This window comes from Bradyrhizobium sp. USDA 4353, from assembly GCF_054063215.1.
Map to the genome: position 1 here is coordinate 947,316 of NZ_JBSSGB010000001.1, position 15,661 is coordinate 962,976.

At 66.3% G+C, this 15,661-nt stretch carries 13 protein-coding genes; 3 read left to right on the forward strand and 10 right to left on the reverse strand.

The features are described 5' to 3' along the window. Window positions 1–2: 2 nt before the first annotated feature. Window positions 3–1,319 (forward strand): tricarballylate/proton symporter TcuC, encoded by a 1,317-nt coding sequence (gene tcuC / locus ACVILH_RS04280; RefSeq protein WP_456711772.1) that lies wholly within the window; start codon window positions 3–5, stop codon window positions 1,317–1,319. Window positions 1,320–1,401: 82 nt separating this feature from the next. Further along, a complete protein-coding gene (locus ACVILH_RS04285; protein ID WP_456711773.1) occupies window positions 1,402–1,884 on the forward strand; it encodes a CinA family protein in 483 nt (160 codons plus the stop codon). Between the two features lie 217 nt (window positions 1,885–2,101). Here ACVILH_RS04285 and ACVILH_RS04290 read toward each other — a convergent pair whose 3' ends face one another. From ACVILH_RS04290 to ACVILH_RS04335, 10 genes are all read right to left on the reverse strand, one after another. Beyond that, on the reverse strand, window positions 2,102–3,442 hold the full coding sequence (locus ACVILH_RS04290; RefSeq protein WP_456711774.1) for an HlyD family type I secretion periplasmic adaptor subunit: 1,341 nt from the start codon (window positions 3,440–3,442) through the stop codon (window positions 2,102–2,104). Continuing rightward, window positions 3,439–5,181 carry a type I secretion system permease/ATPase gene (locus tag ACVILH_RS04295; RefSeq protein ID WP_456711775.1) on the reverse strand — a complete coding sequence of 581 codons (1,743 nt, stop codon included), beginning with the start codon at window positions 5,179–5,181 and terminating at the stop codon, window positions 3,439–3,441. Before ACVILH_RS04295 ends, ACVILH_RS04290 begins: the two co-directional genes overlap by 4 nt. A gap of 191 nt (window positions 5,182–5,372) precedes the next feature. Beyond that, the gene (locus ACVILH_RS04300) at window positions 5,373–5,642 is read right to left on the reverse strand and encodes a GlsB/YeaQ/YmgE family stress response membrane protein (protein WP_456711776.1); all 270 of its coding nucleotides are present in this window, start codon (window positions 5,640–5,642) and stop codon (window positions 5,373–5,375) included. A gap of 124 nt (window positions 5,643–5,766) precedes the next feature. After that, a complete protein-coding gene (locus ACVILH_RS04305; protein WP_456711777.1) occupies window positions 5,767–6,750 on the reverse strand; it encodes an ABC transporter ATP-binding protein in 984 nt (327 codons plus the stop codon). A gap of 274 nt (window positions 6,751–7,024) precedes the next feature. After that, window positions 7,025–8,437 carry an amidase gene (locus tag ACVILH_RS04310; protein ID WP_456711778.1) on the reverse strand — a complete coding sequence of 471 codons (1,413 nt, stop codon included), beginning with the start codon at window positions 8,435–8,437 and terminating at the stop codon, window positions 7,025–7,027. Then, window positions 8,434–8,631, reverse strand: a complete 198-nt coding sequence (locus ACVILH_RS04315) for a hypothetical protein (protein ID WP_008960053.1) — start codon at window positions 8,629–8,631, stop codon at window positions 8,434–8,436. The genes ACVILH_RS04310 and ACVILH_RS04315 overlap by 4 nt, the downstream gene beginning before the upstream one ends. Before the next feature lie 25 nt (window positions 8,632–8,656). Beyond that, window positions 8,657–9,706: an ABC transporter ATP-binding protein gene (locus ACVILH_RS04320; RefSeq protein ID WP_456711779.1), complete on the reverse strand. Its 1,050-nt coding sequence runs from the start codon at window positions 9,704–9,706 to the stop codon at window positions 8,657–8,659. A 208-nt stretch (window positions 9,707–9,914) separates the two neighbouring features. Beyond that, on the reverse strand, window positions 9,915–10,814 hold the full coding sequence (locus tag ACVILH_RS04325) for an ABC transporter permease (RefSeq protein WP_456711780.1): 900 nt from the start codon (window positions 10,812–10,814) through the stop codon (window positions 9,915–9,917). Window positions 10,815–10,816: 2 nt separating this feature from the next. Beyond that, window positions 10,817–11,770: an ABC transporter permease gene (locus ACVILH_RS04330; RefSeq protein WP_456711781.1), complete on the reverse strand. Its 954-nt coding sequence runs from the start codon at window positions 11,768–11,770 to the stop codon at window positions 10,817–10,819. Window positions 11,771–11,979: 209 nt separating this feature from the next. Next, window positions 11,980–13,626, reverse strand: a complete 1,647-nt coding sequence (locus ACVILH_RS04335) for an ABC transporter substrate-binding protein (RefSeq protein WP_456711782.1) — start codon at window positions 13,624–13,626, stop codon at window positions 11,980–11,982. A 217-nt stretch (window positions 13,627–13,843) separates the two neighbouring features. On the opposite strand from ACVILH_RS04335, the gene ACVILH_RS04340 reads away from it, so the two are divergent. Continuing rightward, on the forward strand, window positions 13,844–15,439 hold the full coding sequence (locus ACVILH_RS04340) for an ABC transporter substrate-binding protein (RefSeq protein ID WP_456711783.1): 1,596 nt from the start codon (window positions 13,844–13,846) through the stop codon (window positions 15,437–15,439). Window positions 15,440–15,661: the final 222 nt, after the last annotated feature.

Consider the following 15,661-nt stretch of genomic DNA (forward strand, 5'->3'; position numbering starts at 1 on the left):
GCGTGTCATCGACCTCACCCGCCCAGCAGCCGGCCACCATCAAGTCGCGCATCGGCGCGATCCTGCGCGCCACCAGCGGCAATTTCCTCGAGCAGTTCGACTTCTTCCTGTTCGGCTTCTATGCCGCCGCGATCGGCAAGGCGTTCTTCCCGTCATCAGACGAAACCGCGTCGCTGCTCAACACGTTCGGCGTGTTCTGGCTCGGCGCGCTGATGCGCCCGGTCGGCGCCATCGTGCTCGGCGCCTATATCGACAAGATCGGCCGCCGGCAGGGCCTGATCGTGACGCTCGGCATCATGGCCGCCGGCACGGTCGTGATCGCTTTCTGCCCGACCTACGAGACCATCGGCGTCGCAGCACCGATCATCGTGCTGCTCGGCCGCCTGTTGCAGGGCTTCTCGGCGGGCGTCGAGCTCGGCGGCGTGTCGGTCTATCTGTCGGAGATCGCCACGCCCGGCAATCGCGGCTTCTACACCTCGTTCCAATCGTCGAGCCAGCAGGTCGCGATCTTCGTCGCGTCCATCCTCGGCTATCTGCTTAGTGAGAGCATGCCGGCCGCGACCGTGACCGCCTGGGGCTGGCGCATCCCGTTCTTCGTCGGCTGCCTGATCATCCCGCTGATCTTCTTCCTCCGCCGCACCCTTGAGGAGACCCCGGCGTTCCTGGCGATGAAGAAGCACCCGACCACCCGCGAGGTGTTCGCGTCCGCGCTCGCCAACTGGCGCATCGTGCTGCTCGGCATGATGATCGCGATCCTGACGACGACGACGTTCTACTTCGTCACCGTCTACACGCCGACCTTCGGCAAGACCGTCCTCAAGCTATCGACGGCGGACGCGCTGCTCGTGACGTTGCTGGTCGCGGTCACCAACTTCATCTGGAATCCGGTCGGCGGCGCGCTGTCCGATCGCATCGGCCGCAAGCCGGTGCTGATCGGCATCGCCGTGCTGGCGCTGCTGACGGCCTATCCGGCGCTGAGCTGGCTGGTGTCGGCACCGACGTTCGGCAAGATGCTGGCCGTCGAGATGATGTTCTCGTTCTATTTCGGCATGTATAGCGGCACCATGCTCGGCGCGCTGGTCGAGATCGTGCCGGCGCATGTCCGCACCACCTGCTTCTCGCTGGCCTTCGCGCTCGCCGCGGCGCTGTTCGGCACCTTCACGCCGTTCGCCGCGACCTGGCTGATCGAGAAGACCGGCGACAAGGCCTCGCCCGGCTTCTGGCTGATGTTCGCCGCCGTGCTCGGCATCATCGCCGCGCTCACCGTCTATCGTGGCGGCCAGCAGGCGGTCGCCGCGCGCGAGCCGGCGACGGCCTGATCGGGTTGTCAGTTCACGCCGAGGGCGGCATCATCCGATGCCGCCCTTTTTGTTTGCGGCGACAGCGGAGACGAGGTCTGTCATGGATGAACTGATTGCGGTTGCCGAGCAGGTCGCGGCCCGGCTGATCGCGCGCAAGCAGAGCATTGCGGTGGCGGAGTCCTCAGCTGGCGGGCTCATCGCCGCGGCGCTGCTCGCAGTGCCCGGCGCGTCGGCCTATTTCCTCGGCGGCGCCGTGGTCTATACGCGCGATGCGCGACGCGTGCTGATGGACATTCCGGACGAGGCGATGAAGGGCATCCGCTCGGCCTCGGAGCCGTATGCGGAATTGCTGGCGCGGCAGATCAAGGCGCGCTTCGCCACCGATTGGGGCTTGTCGGAGACCGGAGCTGCGGGTCCAACGGGCAACCGCTACGGCGACGCGGCGGGACATGCGTGCTTTGCGGTGGACGGCCCGGCGTCTGCGGTGGTCACCTTGGAGAGCGGCAGCAGCGAGCGCGCGGCCAACATGCAGCTGTTCGCGAAGAGTGCGCTGGAGCTGTTGCTCACCAAGCTCGATCAGTAACTCGCTGTCGTCCCGGACAAGCCCGGCGACGCGAAGCGGCGGCGGGCGCCGATCCGGGACCCATACCGCGTGATCTGTCTTGGGGCAGGCTGAGGGTCGAACCTTGGCGTAAACCAATGTCCGCCTGGGGTTATGGATCCCGGCGTTCGCCGGGATGACATCGGAGTGCGAGGCGCTGCCGGTGGCCTCTCGCAACGAAAGGAGGCAGTGACCGCCCTCACTTCTCCCGGAACGCGCGCATCAGCTGGTCGTGCAGCGGCTTCATCAGATAGGAGATGACGGTGCGATCCCCCGTCTGCACGAACGCCTCGACGGGCATGCCCGGGATCAGCTTGACATCGCCGAGCCGCGCGATCTCCTCGGGCGGCATCGAGACGCGGATGGTGTAGTAGCTCTGGCCGGTGCGCTGGTCGGTGGTGACGTCAGGCGAGACGCGGCTGACGACGCCGTTCAATTCCGGCGTGGTGCGCTGGTTGAAGGCGGACAGCCGCAGCAGCGTCTTCTGGCCCACCTGCAGCTTGTCGATGTCCTGCGGATTGACCTTGGCCTCGACCTGGAGATCGTCGCTCTGCGGCACGATCAGCATGATGGTGTCGCCCGCGGTGATCACGCCGCCGACGGTGTGCACGGAGGACTGCAGCACCATGCCATCCTGTGGCGCGCGGATATCGACGCGGCGGAGCTGATCCTCGGCCGTGACCTTGCGCTCGACGAACTCGCCGATCTTGTCGGTGGTCTCGCGCAGGTCCTTGGAGACCTCGCTGACCATGTCCTTGTCGACCTGGATGATCTGCAGCTCGGTCTCGCTGATCTTGCCCTTGGCCTGGGCGCGGGCGGCGATGTATTGCGCACGCTCGCCATTGAGGCGGGCCGCGTCGCGCTCCAGCGTGGTGAGGCGCGACAGCTGCACCAGATGCTGCTCATAGAGCTGACGGACGCCGTCGAGCTCCTTCTGCACCAGCGCGATCTCCTGGTCCTTGGCGGCGACCTGCGCCGAGAGACCCTCGATCTCCTCGCTGAGTTGGGCGACGCGCTCGCGGAGCTGCGCCTTCTGGCCGATGCGGCCGTTTACGCGGACCTCGAACAGCTTGGTCTCGCTCGCTGTGAGGCTCTTGACGTCGGGATCGCTCATCCGCTCCAAGAGCTGCGGCGGAAACAGGATCTTGGCCCAGCCGCGCTGCTCGGCCTCGAGCCGGGCCGCGCGCGCCTGCAGCGCGTCGAGATTCTTGGTGACGATGGCAAGCGACGCTTTGGTCACGGTATCGTCGAGCCGCACGACGATGTCGCCCGACTTGACGACGTCGCCATCGCGCGCACGAAGCTCGCCGACGACGCCGCCGGTCGGATGCTGCACCTTCTTGACATTTGATTCGACCACGATCTGGCCCGGTGCGATCAGCGCGCCGGAGATCTCCTGCGTCGCGGCCCAGCCGCCCATCCCGCCGGCCACGGCAAGCACGACGCCCATGCCGACCAGGAGATGACGGCGGATCGACTCGCGCACGCTCTCGGGCTTGCGCACGCCGGGAATCGGACCGGTGATGACTTGGCTGCTCACGGCTTCGTCACTCCAGCCTCGGAGACAATCTTGATCGGCGAAGCCGGCCGCGGCTGTAGCACCTGCGCCAGCACCGTCTCCTTCGGGCCGAACGCCTGCGCGCGGCCATCCTTCATGACCAGCACCTGATCAACCGCCTCGATGCCGATCGGCCGGTGGGCGACGACGACGACGATCGCGCCGCGCGCCCGCGCCGAGCGCACCGCGCGCGACAGCGCCTCATCGCCCTCGGTGTCGAGATTGGAGTTGGGCTCGTCGAGAACGATCAGGAACGGGTTGCCGTAGAGCGCGCGCGCCAGCGCGACGCGCTGCGCCTGGCCGGCGGAGAGCGCTGCGCCCTGCTCGCCGATCTGGGTGTCGTAGCCGTCGCGCATCTTGATGATGATGTCGTGCACGCCGGCTTCCTTGGCGGCGGCGATGATGCCGTCGGCCGTGGCGTTCGGATCGAAGCGGGAGATGTTCTGCGCCACGGTGCCGGCGAACAGCTCGACGTCCTGCGGCAAATAGCCGATGTGCCGGCCGAGCTCGTCAGAGGACCATTGGTCGAGCGCCGCGCCGTCGAGCCGGACATGGCCGCGCACCGGACGCCAGACGCCGACCAGCGCCCGCACCAGCGACGACTTGCCCGACGCGCTCGGACCGATGATGCCCAAGCCGTTGCCGGCCGACAGCGCGAACGTCACGTCCTGGACGATCGCCTTGTTGTCGCCGGGCGCAACGATCGAGATGCCCTCGACCGAGAGCTTGCCGACCGGCGGCTGCAGCTGCGTCGGCGCCGATCGCTGCGGCATGGCTTCGAGCAGCTGGTTGAGCCGGCGCCAGCTCTGGCGGGCCGCGACAAAGCTCTTCCAATGCGCGATCGCGAGATCGACCGGCGCCAGCGCTCGTGCGCTCAGGATGGAGCCGGCGATGATGATGCCGGCGGTGGCCTCCTGGTGAATGACCAGATAGGCACCGACCGCGAGCACTGCCGACTGCAGCATCATGCGCAGCACCTTGGCGATGGCCCCTAAGCCACCGGCGACGTCGCTGGCGCGCTGGTTGCCGGCGAGATATTTCTCGTTGGTCTCGCTCCAGCGCGACAGCATGCGTCCGGCCATGCCCATCGCGACCAGCACCTCGGCATTGCGGCGGCTGGCGGTGGCGAGATCGTTGCGGCGGGCGGCGAGCCCCATCGCCTCCTTCGCCGGCGTGCGCGTCAGGAACTCGGTGACCAGCGTCAGCGTCACCAGGATGACGGCGCCGACCAGCGCGGTGACGCCGAGCAGGACGTGGAAGGCGAAGCAGATCGCCAGATAGAGCGGCAGCCACGGCAGGTCGAAGAAGGCGCCGGGGCCCTGGCTGCCGAGAAAGCTCCTGATGTTGTCGAGGTCGCGCAGCGGCTGCAGGCCTTCGTTGCGGCCGCCGACCGACAGCGGCAGCCGCACCACCGTGTCGAACACCCGCGCATTCAGGCTCTCGTCTAATGCAGTGCCGATGCGGCCGAGGATGCGGCTGCGGATCATGTCGAGCGCGCCCTGGGCGATATAGAGGCCGCCGGCAATGATGATGAGGCCGATCAGGGTCGGCACCGAGCGGCTCGGCAGCACCCGGTCATAGACCTCCAGCATGAAGATCGAGCCGGTCAGATACAGCAGGTTGATGATGCAGCTCATCACCCCGACGCCGATGAAGGCGCTGCGGCAACCGCGCAAGGCATCGCTGAGCTCGGATTGCCTCACGTGAGGTGCGGCCGCCATCACCACCATCTCTTCGATCAAATGAGCTGCGGGGACCGCCGATCAAAAGCACAAACTGGCGGCAAACAAGGCGAAATATACTGATTCCTGCGGCAAGCGTCCAACGACGCCCGCTTTAGCGTGAATCAGTTGTTGTGCTTGGTGTGTCTGAGGCGGCTGCGGAAACGTTCAGCCGCCGCGGGTTTGCGGCCCTAGAGCCGTCCGCCGGTCCGCACCAGCCGGACCACCAGCAGCAGGATGATGGCGCCGAGGGCGGAATACACGATCTCCGACACCAGTCCGGTTCCGAGGTGGATGCCGAGCCGCGGAAAGATCAGGCTGGCGACGAGAGCGCCGAGCACGCCGATGACGATGTCGCCGATGATCCCGAAGCCGGTGCCGCGCACGATCTTGCCGGCCAGCCAGCCTGCGATCAGGCCGACAAACAGGATGACCAGAATACCTTCGTTCGATACGTGCATGGCGTGCCCTCAACGTGGCGCCGCACGAGCGGTCCGGCGCGACGGCACCTTAGCGAGGCAACTGCGACGCTTCGACACGCGATGCGTGGTTCCCGGATATCACCGGCGGGTTTCGCGCGAACCGTTACGTCGCCGCCACACTCGCCGGGGTCTCGGCGAGGATGCAGCGCGCCAGCCGCTGCGGCCCGAGCTGAATGGCCGGCGGCAGCGCCTCCGCGCAGCGCGGCTGCGCATGGCTGCAACGCGGCGCGAACGAGCAGCTCTGCGGGGCCTGGTCGAGCGAGGGCGGCGTGCCCGGGATGGTCTGCAGCCGCTCGCCGCGCTTGGCGCCGTGCACCGTGGAGGCCAGCAGACCACGCGCATAGGGATGCACCGGCTGGCGCACGATGTCGCGCAAGCTGCCCTGCTCCACGATCTGGCCGGCATACATCACCGCGACGCGGTCGCAGATCTCGATCGCCACGCCGATGTCGTGAGTGACGAAGATGACGGACATGCCGAATTCGCGCTGCAGCTCGCGCAGCAGCAGGAGGATCTGGATCTGCACGGTCGCATCGAGCGCGGTGGTCGGCTCGTCGGCGAGCAGCACCTTCGGCCGGCACGCGAGTGCCAGCGCGATCATCGCGCGCTGCCGCATGCCGCCGGACATCTCGTGCGGATAGGACTCCAGCCGTCGCTTGGCCGAGGGAATGCGGACGACATCGAGCATCTCCAGCGCGCGCGCGGTGCCTTCCGCGTAGCTCTTGCCCTCGTGGCGCATCACCGTCTCGGCGATCTGCCGGCCGATCGTGTAGACCGGATCGAGCGCCAGCCCCGGCTCCTGGAAGATCATCGACACCGTGCGGCCGCGGAACTGCGACAGCTCCTCGTCGCTCATGGCGAGCACGTCGCGGCCCATCACATGGACCTGGCCTGAGATCTGCGAACGCTTCTTCGGCAACAGCCGCATCAGCGCGCGCATGGTGACGCTCTTGCCCGAGCCGGACTCGCCGAGCAGCCCCAGCACCTCGCCGTCGCCGAGCGACAGGCTGACATCGTTCACCGCGTGCACCGTGCGCTCGCCGGTGAAGCGGATGGTCAGGTTGGAGATGTCGACGAGATTGGTCATGATCGAGTTGTCGCTGGTGCAAGTTTGAACGCCACCGGCATGAGTCCGCCGCTCTTGCGGCGGATGCGGTGCCAGCCTCTCCCCGCTTGCGGGGACGCGACGAGCTTCGCTCGCGCTGAGAGGTCGGATTGCATCGAAGATGCAATCCGGGTGAGGGGGTACAGGTCTATCCGCGTACACTTCCCGTGCGTCTGCCCCTCACCCCAGCCCTCTCCCCGTAAGAACGGGGAGAGGGAGTGCACCGACATCGCGGACACAGTGGGGGCACGAATACTCATGGCAGCGTCGGCACCCTCGCGTGGAAATCAGTCGCCCTCTGGAACGCCGCGCCGATGGTGAGGATCGTGGCTTCGTCGAACGAGCGGCCGATCAGCTGCATGCCGACCGGGAGCCCCGTCGCCGTGAAGCCGGTGGGGATCGCGAGCGACGGCAGGCCGAGATAGTTCACGGGCCGCGTGAAGCGGGTGATGCGCTGGATCACGGCCTCCGCGCCCGGTGCGCCGCCGACGTCGCTGTCGGCGATCGAGGGTGTCACCAGCGGCGACACTGGGGCAATGATCGCATCGACAGCCGAGGTCGCCGCGACATGCGCGGCCAGCGCGGCGCCGCGCCAGCGCAGCGCTTCGAGATAGGCGACGCCGGACACGGCGAGCGCGTTCTGCAACCGCATCAGGACCTGCGGGCCGTAGTCCTGCGGCCGCTCGATCATCCAGCGCTTGTGGAACGCGGCGGCTTCGACCGCGAGCACGAGCTGACAGGCTGCGGTGAGCTGGCGCTGATCCGGCAGCTCGACCTGGACGACATCGGCGCCCTCGGTCTTCAGCACCGCAATCGCTGCATCGAGGCAGCGGGCCACCTCGGGATCGAGATCGTCGACATAGAAGGCCTTGGGCACGCCGATCTTCAAGCCCTTGATCGAGGCTTGCGTGGCCGCGACATAGTCCTGCACCGGCGCGTGGCTCGCGGTCGGATCCTCCGGATCGGGGCCGGCCATCAGGCTGAGCAGCAGCGCGCAATCCGCTGCGGTCTGCGCCAGCGGGCCCATGGTGTCGAGCGACTGCGACAGCGGCATCGCGCCCGCGCGGCTGACGCGGCCCCAGGTGACCTTCAGGCCGGTGACGCCGCAGAAATTCGCGGGCATGCGGATCGAGCCGCCGGTGTCCGAGCCGAGCGCCGCAAAGGTGAGACGCGCGCCGACCGCCGAGCCCGAGCCGGACGACGAGCCGCCGGTGACGTAGCCGAGCTTCCACGGATTATGCACGGCGCCGTAATGCGCGTTGTGGCCGGTCGGGCCATAGGCGAACTCGGCCATCTGCAAGGTGCCGAGCCGGATCGAGCCGGCATCCTTCAGCCGCTGTAGCGCGGTCGAGGTCGTCGTCGCGACGAAGTCGCGCCGGATCAGCGAGCCGCAGGTCGAGACGTGGCCGGCCTCATAGTACATGTCTTTGTGCGCCAGGGGCACGCCGTGCAGCGGCCCCTTCGGGCCATCTTTTGCAAGGACAGCATCCGCCTCGGCGGCGGCCTTCAGCGCAGGCTCGGACTCGATCGCCATGAACGCGTTCAGCTTCGGCTGCCATTGCGCGATGCGGTGCAGGACGGAGCGCGTCACCTCGACGGAGGACAACTTCTTCTCGGCGATCGCCTTGGCGACCTCCGTCAGCGTCATCAAAGCGGGTTCGGTGCTCATCGGCCCACCTTCAGCGTCTGCGCCAGGACATAACTCGCCGGTTCCAGGTCAAACGGGAGCGTGCCGGCGACGGCGGCGAAATTGTCGAACGCCGGTCCGATCGACTCGGCAATGCGCGTCGCGACCTCCTTGTCGACCGGCAGGCCGGAGGCCTCCGCGATGGCGTGAACTTGCTGGGGTGTGGGTCTGGTCATCTGCGCGTCTCGCTGCTGGTGTCCGTCAGGCGGCCGGCGCACGGCTGTGTCCCGAGCCCGGGATCGCCATGTGGCAGGCGGCCTGATGGCCCATTCTATCCAGCTCCGTCAATCTTGGCGCGGCATTCGCGCATAGCGCCTCGGCGAATGGGCAGCGGGTGTGGAAGCGGCAGCCGGCCGGCGGATCGATCGGGTTCGGCGGATCGCCGGACAGCGGCGGCGTCTCGGTGCGACGGTCAGGATCTGACGACGGCATCGCGGCGAGCAGCGCGCGCGTATAGGGATGCGCCGGCTTGGCCCAGACCTGCTCGACCGGGCCGAGCTCGACCACCTCGCCGAGATACATCACCAGCACGCGGTCGGAGATGTAGTTGATGACGTTGAGGTCGTGGCTGATGAACAGATAGGTCAGACCGAACTCGCGCTTGAGATCCATCAGCAGGTTCAGCACCTGCGCCTCGACCGATTTGTCGAGCGCGGAGACGGCCTCGTCGAGAATGACCAGCCGCGGCGACAAAGCGAGCGCGCGGGCGATGTTGACGCGCTGGCGCTGGCCGCCGGAGATCTCATGCGGATAGCGGTTGGCGAAGGTCTCGGGCCGCAAGCCGACCTTGCCGAGCAGCTCGCGCGCGAGCGCCCGCGCCGCATTGTCGGCCATGCCATGCACCTTCGGCCCGAACGCGATCGACTCCTCGATCGTCAGCCGCGGATTGAGCGAGGCATAGGAGTCCTGAAACACCATCTGCATGCCGCGGCGCAGCTCGCGCAACGACATCTCGTGGCCGACCTGTCGTCCGTCGAAGATGATCTCGCCGGCATCGCGCTCCATCAGATGCATCAGCAGCCGCGCCGTCGTCGACTTGCCGCAGCCGGACTCGCCGACGATGCCGACCGTCTCACCCTTGCCGATGTTGAACGAGACGTTGTCGACGGCCCGCACCGTCTTGCGCGCCCCGAACAGCCCGCCGCGCACGGGGAAATGCTTGGTCAACCCATCGACCCGCAACAACGGCTGCGCCTTGCCGCCGAGGTCCTCGATCGGCGAGAGGCCCGTGATGATTGCTGCCTCGCTCATGATGTTGCCCCCGATGCCGCCGCGTGGGTCCCTTCTCCCCTTGTGGGAGAAGGTGGCGCGGACGCAGTCCGCGACGGATGAGGGGTCTGCATCCGCGGAGAGAGACCCCTCACCCGGATTGCATCTGGCGATGCAATCCGACCTCTCCCACAAGGGGAGAGGTGCACCGCCGATGCCGAGCGATTGTTCGACAACATCAACATGCCCATCAGCTCCGGATATCCATCGCGCTGCGCAAGCCATCGCTCAGCAGGTTGAAGCAGATCGACACGGCAAAGATCATCACGCCCGGCAGCGCCGCCACCCAGGGATTGACATAGATCGCCGTGCGCAGCGTGTTCAGCATCAGCCCCCATTCCGGCTCCGGCGGCTTGGTGCCGAGGCCGAGGAACGACAGACCGGCGGCGAGGATCATCGACACCGAGATCAGCCCCGTCGCATAGACGAAGATCGGCCCGAGCACGTTGCCGAGCATGTGCGCGCGCATGATGGTGAAGGCATTCGCGCCCGACGCCCGCGCCGCCTCGACGAAATCGCGATTGCGCACGCCGGTGGTGACGCTCTCGGCGACGCGGGTGATCTGCGGCACGAACACGATGGTCAGCGACACGATTGAGTTGGGGATCCCCGCCCCGAGCGCGCCGGAGATCGCGATCGCCAGCAGCACCGAGGGGAACGCGTAGAACACGTCGATGGTGCGCATGATCATGGTGTTGACCCAGCCGCCGACATAGCCGGCAACGAGGCCCAACATCGTACCGATGCCGAAGGCGAGGATCACCGGCGAGATGCCGATCAAGAGCGACAGCCGCCCGCCATAGATCAGCCGCGCCAGCATGTCGCGTCCCAACTCATCGGTGCCGAGCGGATAATTCGGCGTGCCGATGTGGCGCAGGCGGCGGATCATCGAGCCCTGATAGGGATCGGCGAGGTGCAGGTAGGGCGCAAGCAATGCCGAGAGAAAGATCAGCAGCAGGATGGCGACGCAGACCATGGCGACCTTGTCACGGACGATGCGGCGGCCGACGGTGGCCCAATAGCCGCGCGCCTTGGGGGTCGGCGCAGCCTGCAGGGATTGATCGACCGCGCTTGGGGACGTGACGCTCATCGCTAGCCCCGCTTGATGCGCGGATCGATCGCGGCCTGCGCGATGTCGACCACCAGGTTGAGGATCACGAAGAACATCGCCAGCACCAGGATCGTGCCCTGCAGCAGCGGCAGATCGCGCTGGAAGATCGCGGAGTTCAGCAGCAGGCCCGAGCCGGGCCAGGAGAACACCGTCTCGATCAGGATCGAGCCGCCGAGCATGTAGCCGAGCTGCAGGCCCATGACCGCGAGCGCGGTCGGCGCGGCGTTCTTCAGCACGTGGCGGAACACCTGCGTCTCGCGCAGGCCTTTCGCCCGCAACGCCTCGACGAAGTCCTGACTCAAGATGTCGCCCGTCAGCGCGCGCACCGTGCGGGTGATGATGCCCATCGGGATCACCGACGTCGTGATCGCCGGCAGGATCAGGAAGCGGATATGCGCCCAGTCCCACGCCCAGGCGCCGGAGCCGGACGGACCGGCGCCGACAGCGGGCAGCCAGTTCAGCTCGACCGAGAAGATGATGACCAGCACCATGCCGAGCCAATAATGCGGCAGCGACACGCCGGCGATCGCGACCGAGGTTGCGACCTTGTCGATCCAGGTGTCGCGGAAATAGCCGGCGACGAGGCCGAAGAACAGGCCGAGCGAGAAGCCGATGATGGCAGCAGCGATCGCAAGCGTCACGGTGTTGGACACCGCGCGGAGCACCTCGGCCAGCACCGGACGGCCGGTCGCGATCGAATTGCCGAGATCGCCATTGACCGCGCGCCACAGCCACAGCCCGAACTGCACCGGCAGCGGCTTGTCGAAGCCGTAGGCCACGCGCAGTTGTTGCGCGAGCTCCTGCGACGCGTCGGCCGGCAGCACGGCGACCAGGGGATCACCGGGCGTGATGTGAACGAGCATGAAGCAGACGAGCGCGACGCCGATGATGATCGGGATCGCATAGACCATCCGCCTAGCAGCATAAGAGAGCACGAGTCACCTTCGGTTGACTCTCCTGACTACTGGAGAGTCACTTGATAGAAGCGGCACGAAGAAAGCTCCCCTCCCCCTTGCGGGGAGGGGTCGGGGGTGGGGGTCCCCACGAAGACTGCCGCCGGGGTACCCCCTCCCCAGCCCTCCCCCACAAGGGGGGAGGGAGCGCAGCGGAAGCTAACGACGAGATCAGTTATCCAACGCGATAACTACTCCACCGAGATCGGCGAGAAGTCGATGAACCAGCTCTTCGGCTGCACGACGCCTTTCACCTTGGGGCTCATCGCGCGCGGGCCGACGTCGTGGGCGACGTAGAGGAAGGCGGCGTCATCGACCGAAGCGGCATGCAGCTCGGCCAGCGCCTTGTCGCGCTCGGCGGGATCGAAAGTCTGGCGCGCCTTCTTCACGAGGTCATCGAACTTCGGATTGTTGATAAAGCCCCAATTGTTCGACACCGGCGGGGCCATCGACGACTGCAGGAAGCGCACCAGCGCGAAGAACGGGTCCATCGCCGCGTAGGTGACGTTGGTGGCATTGGCGCCGTTGGCGGAGGCATCCTTGGCGCCGCGGCGCCAATTGGTGAACAGCGTGTTCCACTCGATGACGTCGAGCTTGACGTCGAAATAGCACTCGGCCAGCGCCTGCTGCAGATATTCGTTCATCGGCAGCGGCTGCATCTGACCCGAGCCGGAGGCCGAAGTCTGGATCTTCACCTCGAGCTTCTTGTTCGGGCCGTAGCCGGCCTCCTGCATCAGCTTCTGCGCAGCGGCCTTGTCGTACTTGATCTCGAAGGTGACGTTGCCGCGCCAGGGATGCCCCTTCTCGAACGTGCCGGTCGCCGGCACCATCAGCCCGGCGAGCAGACCGTCGCGCAGGCCCTCGCGATCGACGCAGAGATTGGCGGCCTTGCGCACGCGGATGTCGTTCCACGGCGAGCCTTCGACGCGCGAGAACTGCCACGGCCAGACATGCGGCTGCTCATTGGCGTACAGCTTGAAGCCGCGCTGCTTGATCTCGGGCAGCGCATCCGGCGCCGGCGCCTCGACCCAATCCACCTGCCCCGACAGCAGCGCCGCGGTGCGCGCATTGGCCTCGGGCATCGGCAGCAGGATCATCTTGTCGGACTTGGGCACGCGGGCCTTGTCCCAATAGGCCTCGTTCTTCACGAGCTCCAGCCGCTCGCGCGGCGTGAACTTGGTCATCTTCCACGGGCCGGTGCCCGAGGCGTCCTTGGCGAACGCGGCCCACGCGGCTTGCGACTTCGCCTTGTCGTCGGCGCCGGTAGCGGACTCATAGAGCTTCTGCCACTTGGTCGGGCTCGCCATGAACAGGTTGGTGAGGTTGATCGGCAGGAAGCTGTCCGGCTCCTTGGTCGTCAGTTCGACGGTGAGATCGTCGATCTTGCGCGCAGATGCGAGCGTCGGCATGCGCGAGGCGGTGACGCCGACCTGGCTCGGATCGAATTGCGGCGCGTCCTGCTTCAAGACCTTCTCGACGTTCCACACCACGGCGTCGGCATTGAACGGCGAGCCGTCATGGAAGGTGACGCCGGGCCGCAGCTTGAACGTCCACTTGGTCTTGTCGGAATCGTCGACCTTCCACTCGGTGGCGAGGCCGGGGATGACGACGCTCGGCTTGTCCGCCGACGACAGGTCCCACATCGTCAGCGCGTCGTACATCGTCAGCCCGGTGAAGCGGTTGCCCTCAAAACCCTGGTCGGGCTGGCCGAGCGTGCGCGGAATGTCGGCGGCGGTCATGCCGATGCGCAGCACGGATTCCGCGCCGGCCTGCGCCGGCAGCACGAGAATGGCAGCGCTCGTCAGCATCGCGGCCGCAACGGCTGCGCGCTTGGTCATTGAGGTCGCTCGACGCAAAAGCACGATGGAGATCTCCAATCAGCTGGCTAAATTCTGGGCAGCATTATGCAACGCCTATGCCAGCAGTGCCCGTGACGGTCCGCCTGCGACGCGTGGTCACAACCGTTTGTACTCAAATGATCCCGGCCGAGGCTTGGCACCCCGATTGCAGGTCAGGCGCGTCGAATTGATCCGGTTTTCACGGAGCTTCACCCTGATGCGTATGAAATTGACCTTGCTGGCGACAGCGCTTGCGCTCGGCATCTCCACCCTTGCCGCGCATGCTGACACGGTTCTGCGTTACGGCATCTCGATGGCCGACATTCCGCTCACGACCGGCCAGCCCGATCGCGGCGCCGGCGGCTATCAGTTTACCGGCTACACGATCTACGATCCGCTGGTCGCCTGGGACATGAGCGTCGCCGACAAGCCCGGCAAGCTGATCCCGGGCCTTGCCACCGAGTGGAAGGTCGATGAGGCCGACAAGACAAAGTGGCGCTTCACCCTGCGCAAGGGCGTCAAGTTCCATGACGGCAGCGACTTCAATGCCGACGCGGTGATCTGGAATCTGGACAAGGTGCTCAACGATAAGGCACCGCAGTTCGACAAGCGGCAGAGCGCGCAGGTCAAGACGCGGCTGCCCTCGGTGGCGAGCTACGCCAAGATCGACGACTCCACGGTGGAGATCACGACCAAGACCGTCGACTCGTTCTTCCCCTATCAGATGCTATGGTTCCTGATTTCGAGCCCGGCACAATATGAGAAGCTCGGCAAGGATTGGGACAAGTTCGCCAGCCAGCCCTCGGGCACCGGCCCGTTCAAGCTGACCAAGCTGGTGCCGCGCGAGCTCGCGGAACTGACGAAGAATTCCGAATATTGGAACAAGGACCGGCTGCCGAAGACGGACAAGCTCGTGCTGGTGCCGATGCCGGAGGCGCTGACGCGCACCAACGCGCTGCTCGCAGGCCAAGTGGACCTGATCGAGACGCCGGCCCCGGACGCCGTGCCGCAGCTCAAGGCCGCCGGCATGAAGCTCGTCGACAACGTCACGCCGCATGTCTGGAACTATCATCTCAGCGTTCTCCCGGGCTCGCCCTGGACCGACATCCGGCTGCGCAAGGCGCTCAATCTCGCGATCAACCGCGACGAGGTCGTGGGCCTGATGAACGGTTTGGCCAAGCCCGCCAAGGGCCAGGTCGACCCGTCGAGCCCGTGGTTCGGCAAGCCGAGCTTCGAGCTGAAATACGATCTCGCCGCCGCCAAGAAGCTGGTCGAGGAAGCCGGCTACTCGGCGGCCAAGCCGCTGAAGACGACCTTCATCATCGCCCAAGGCGGCACCGGCCAGATGCTGTCGCTGCCGATGAACGAGTATCTGCAGCAGAGCTTCAAGGAGATCGGCATCAACATCGACTTCAAGGTCGTGGAGCTGGAGACGCTCTATACGCATTGGCGCAAGGGCGCGGCCGACGAGATGAACGCCGGCATCACCGCCAACAACATCGCCTATGTCACCTCCGATCCGCTCTACGCCATCGTCCGCTTCTTTGCCTCCGACCAGATCGCGCCGGTCGGCGTCAACTGGGGCGGCTACAAGAACCCGAAGGTCGACGCGCTGATCTCAGAGGCCAAGCAGACCTTCGATCCGGCGAAACAGGACGAGCTGATCGCGCAGGCTCACGCGCAGGTCGTTGATGACGCCGTACTGGTCTGGGTCGTGCACGACACCAATCCGCATGCGCTGTCGCCGAAGGTGAAGAAGTTCGTCCAGGCCCAACACTGGTTCCAGGATCTCACGACGATCGGGGCGGAGTAATCAGCTATCGTGCCGGCCTCGCAGCCGGCGTCTAGCTTGGCGGACGCGGTGTCTCGACCAGTCCCGCCAAACAATTGCAGCCGGTGGTTATGGATCCCGGCGTTCGCCGGGATGACACCGTTGTTGTGGCGTTCAGATTCGCCACAATGACGAATCGTAGGGTGGGCAAAGGCGCGCAGCGCCGTGCCCACCGTTCTTGCTCAGTATGACGTGGCAAGATGG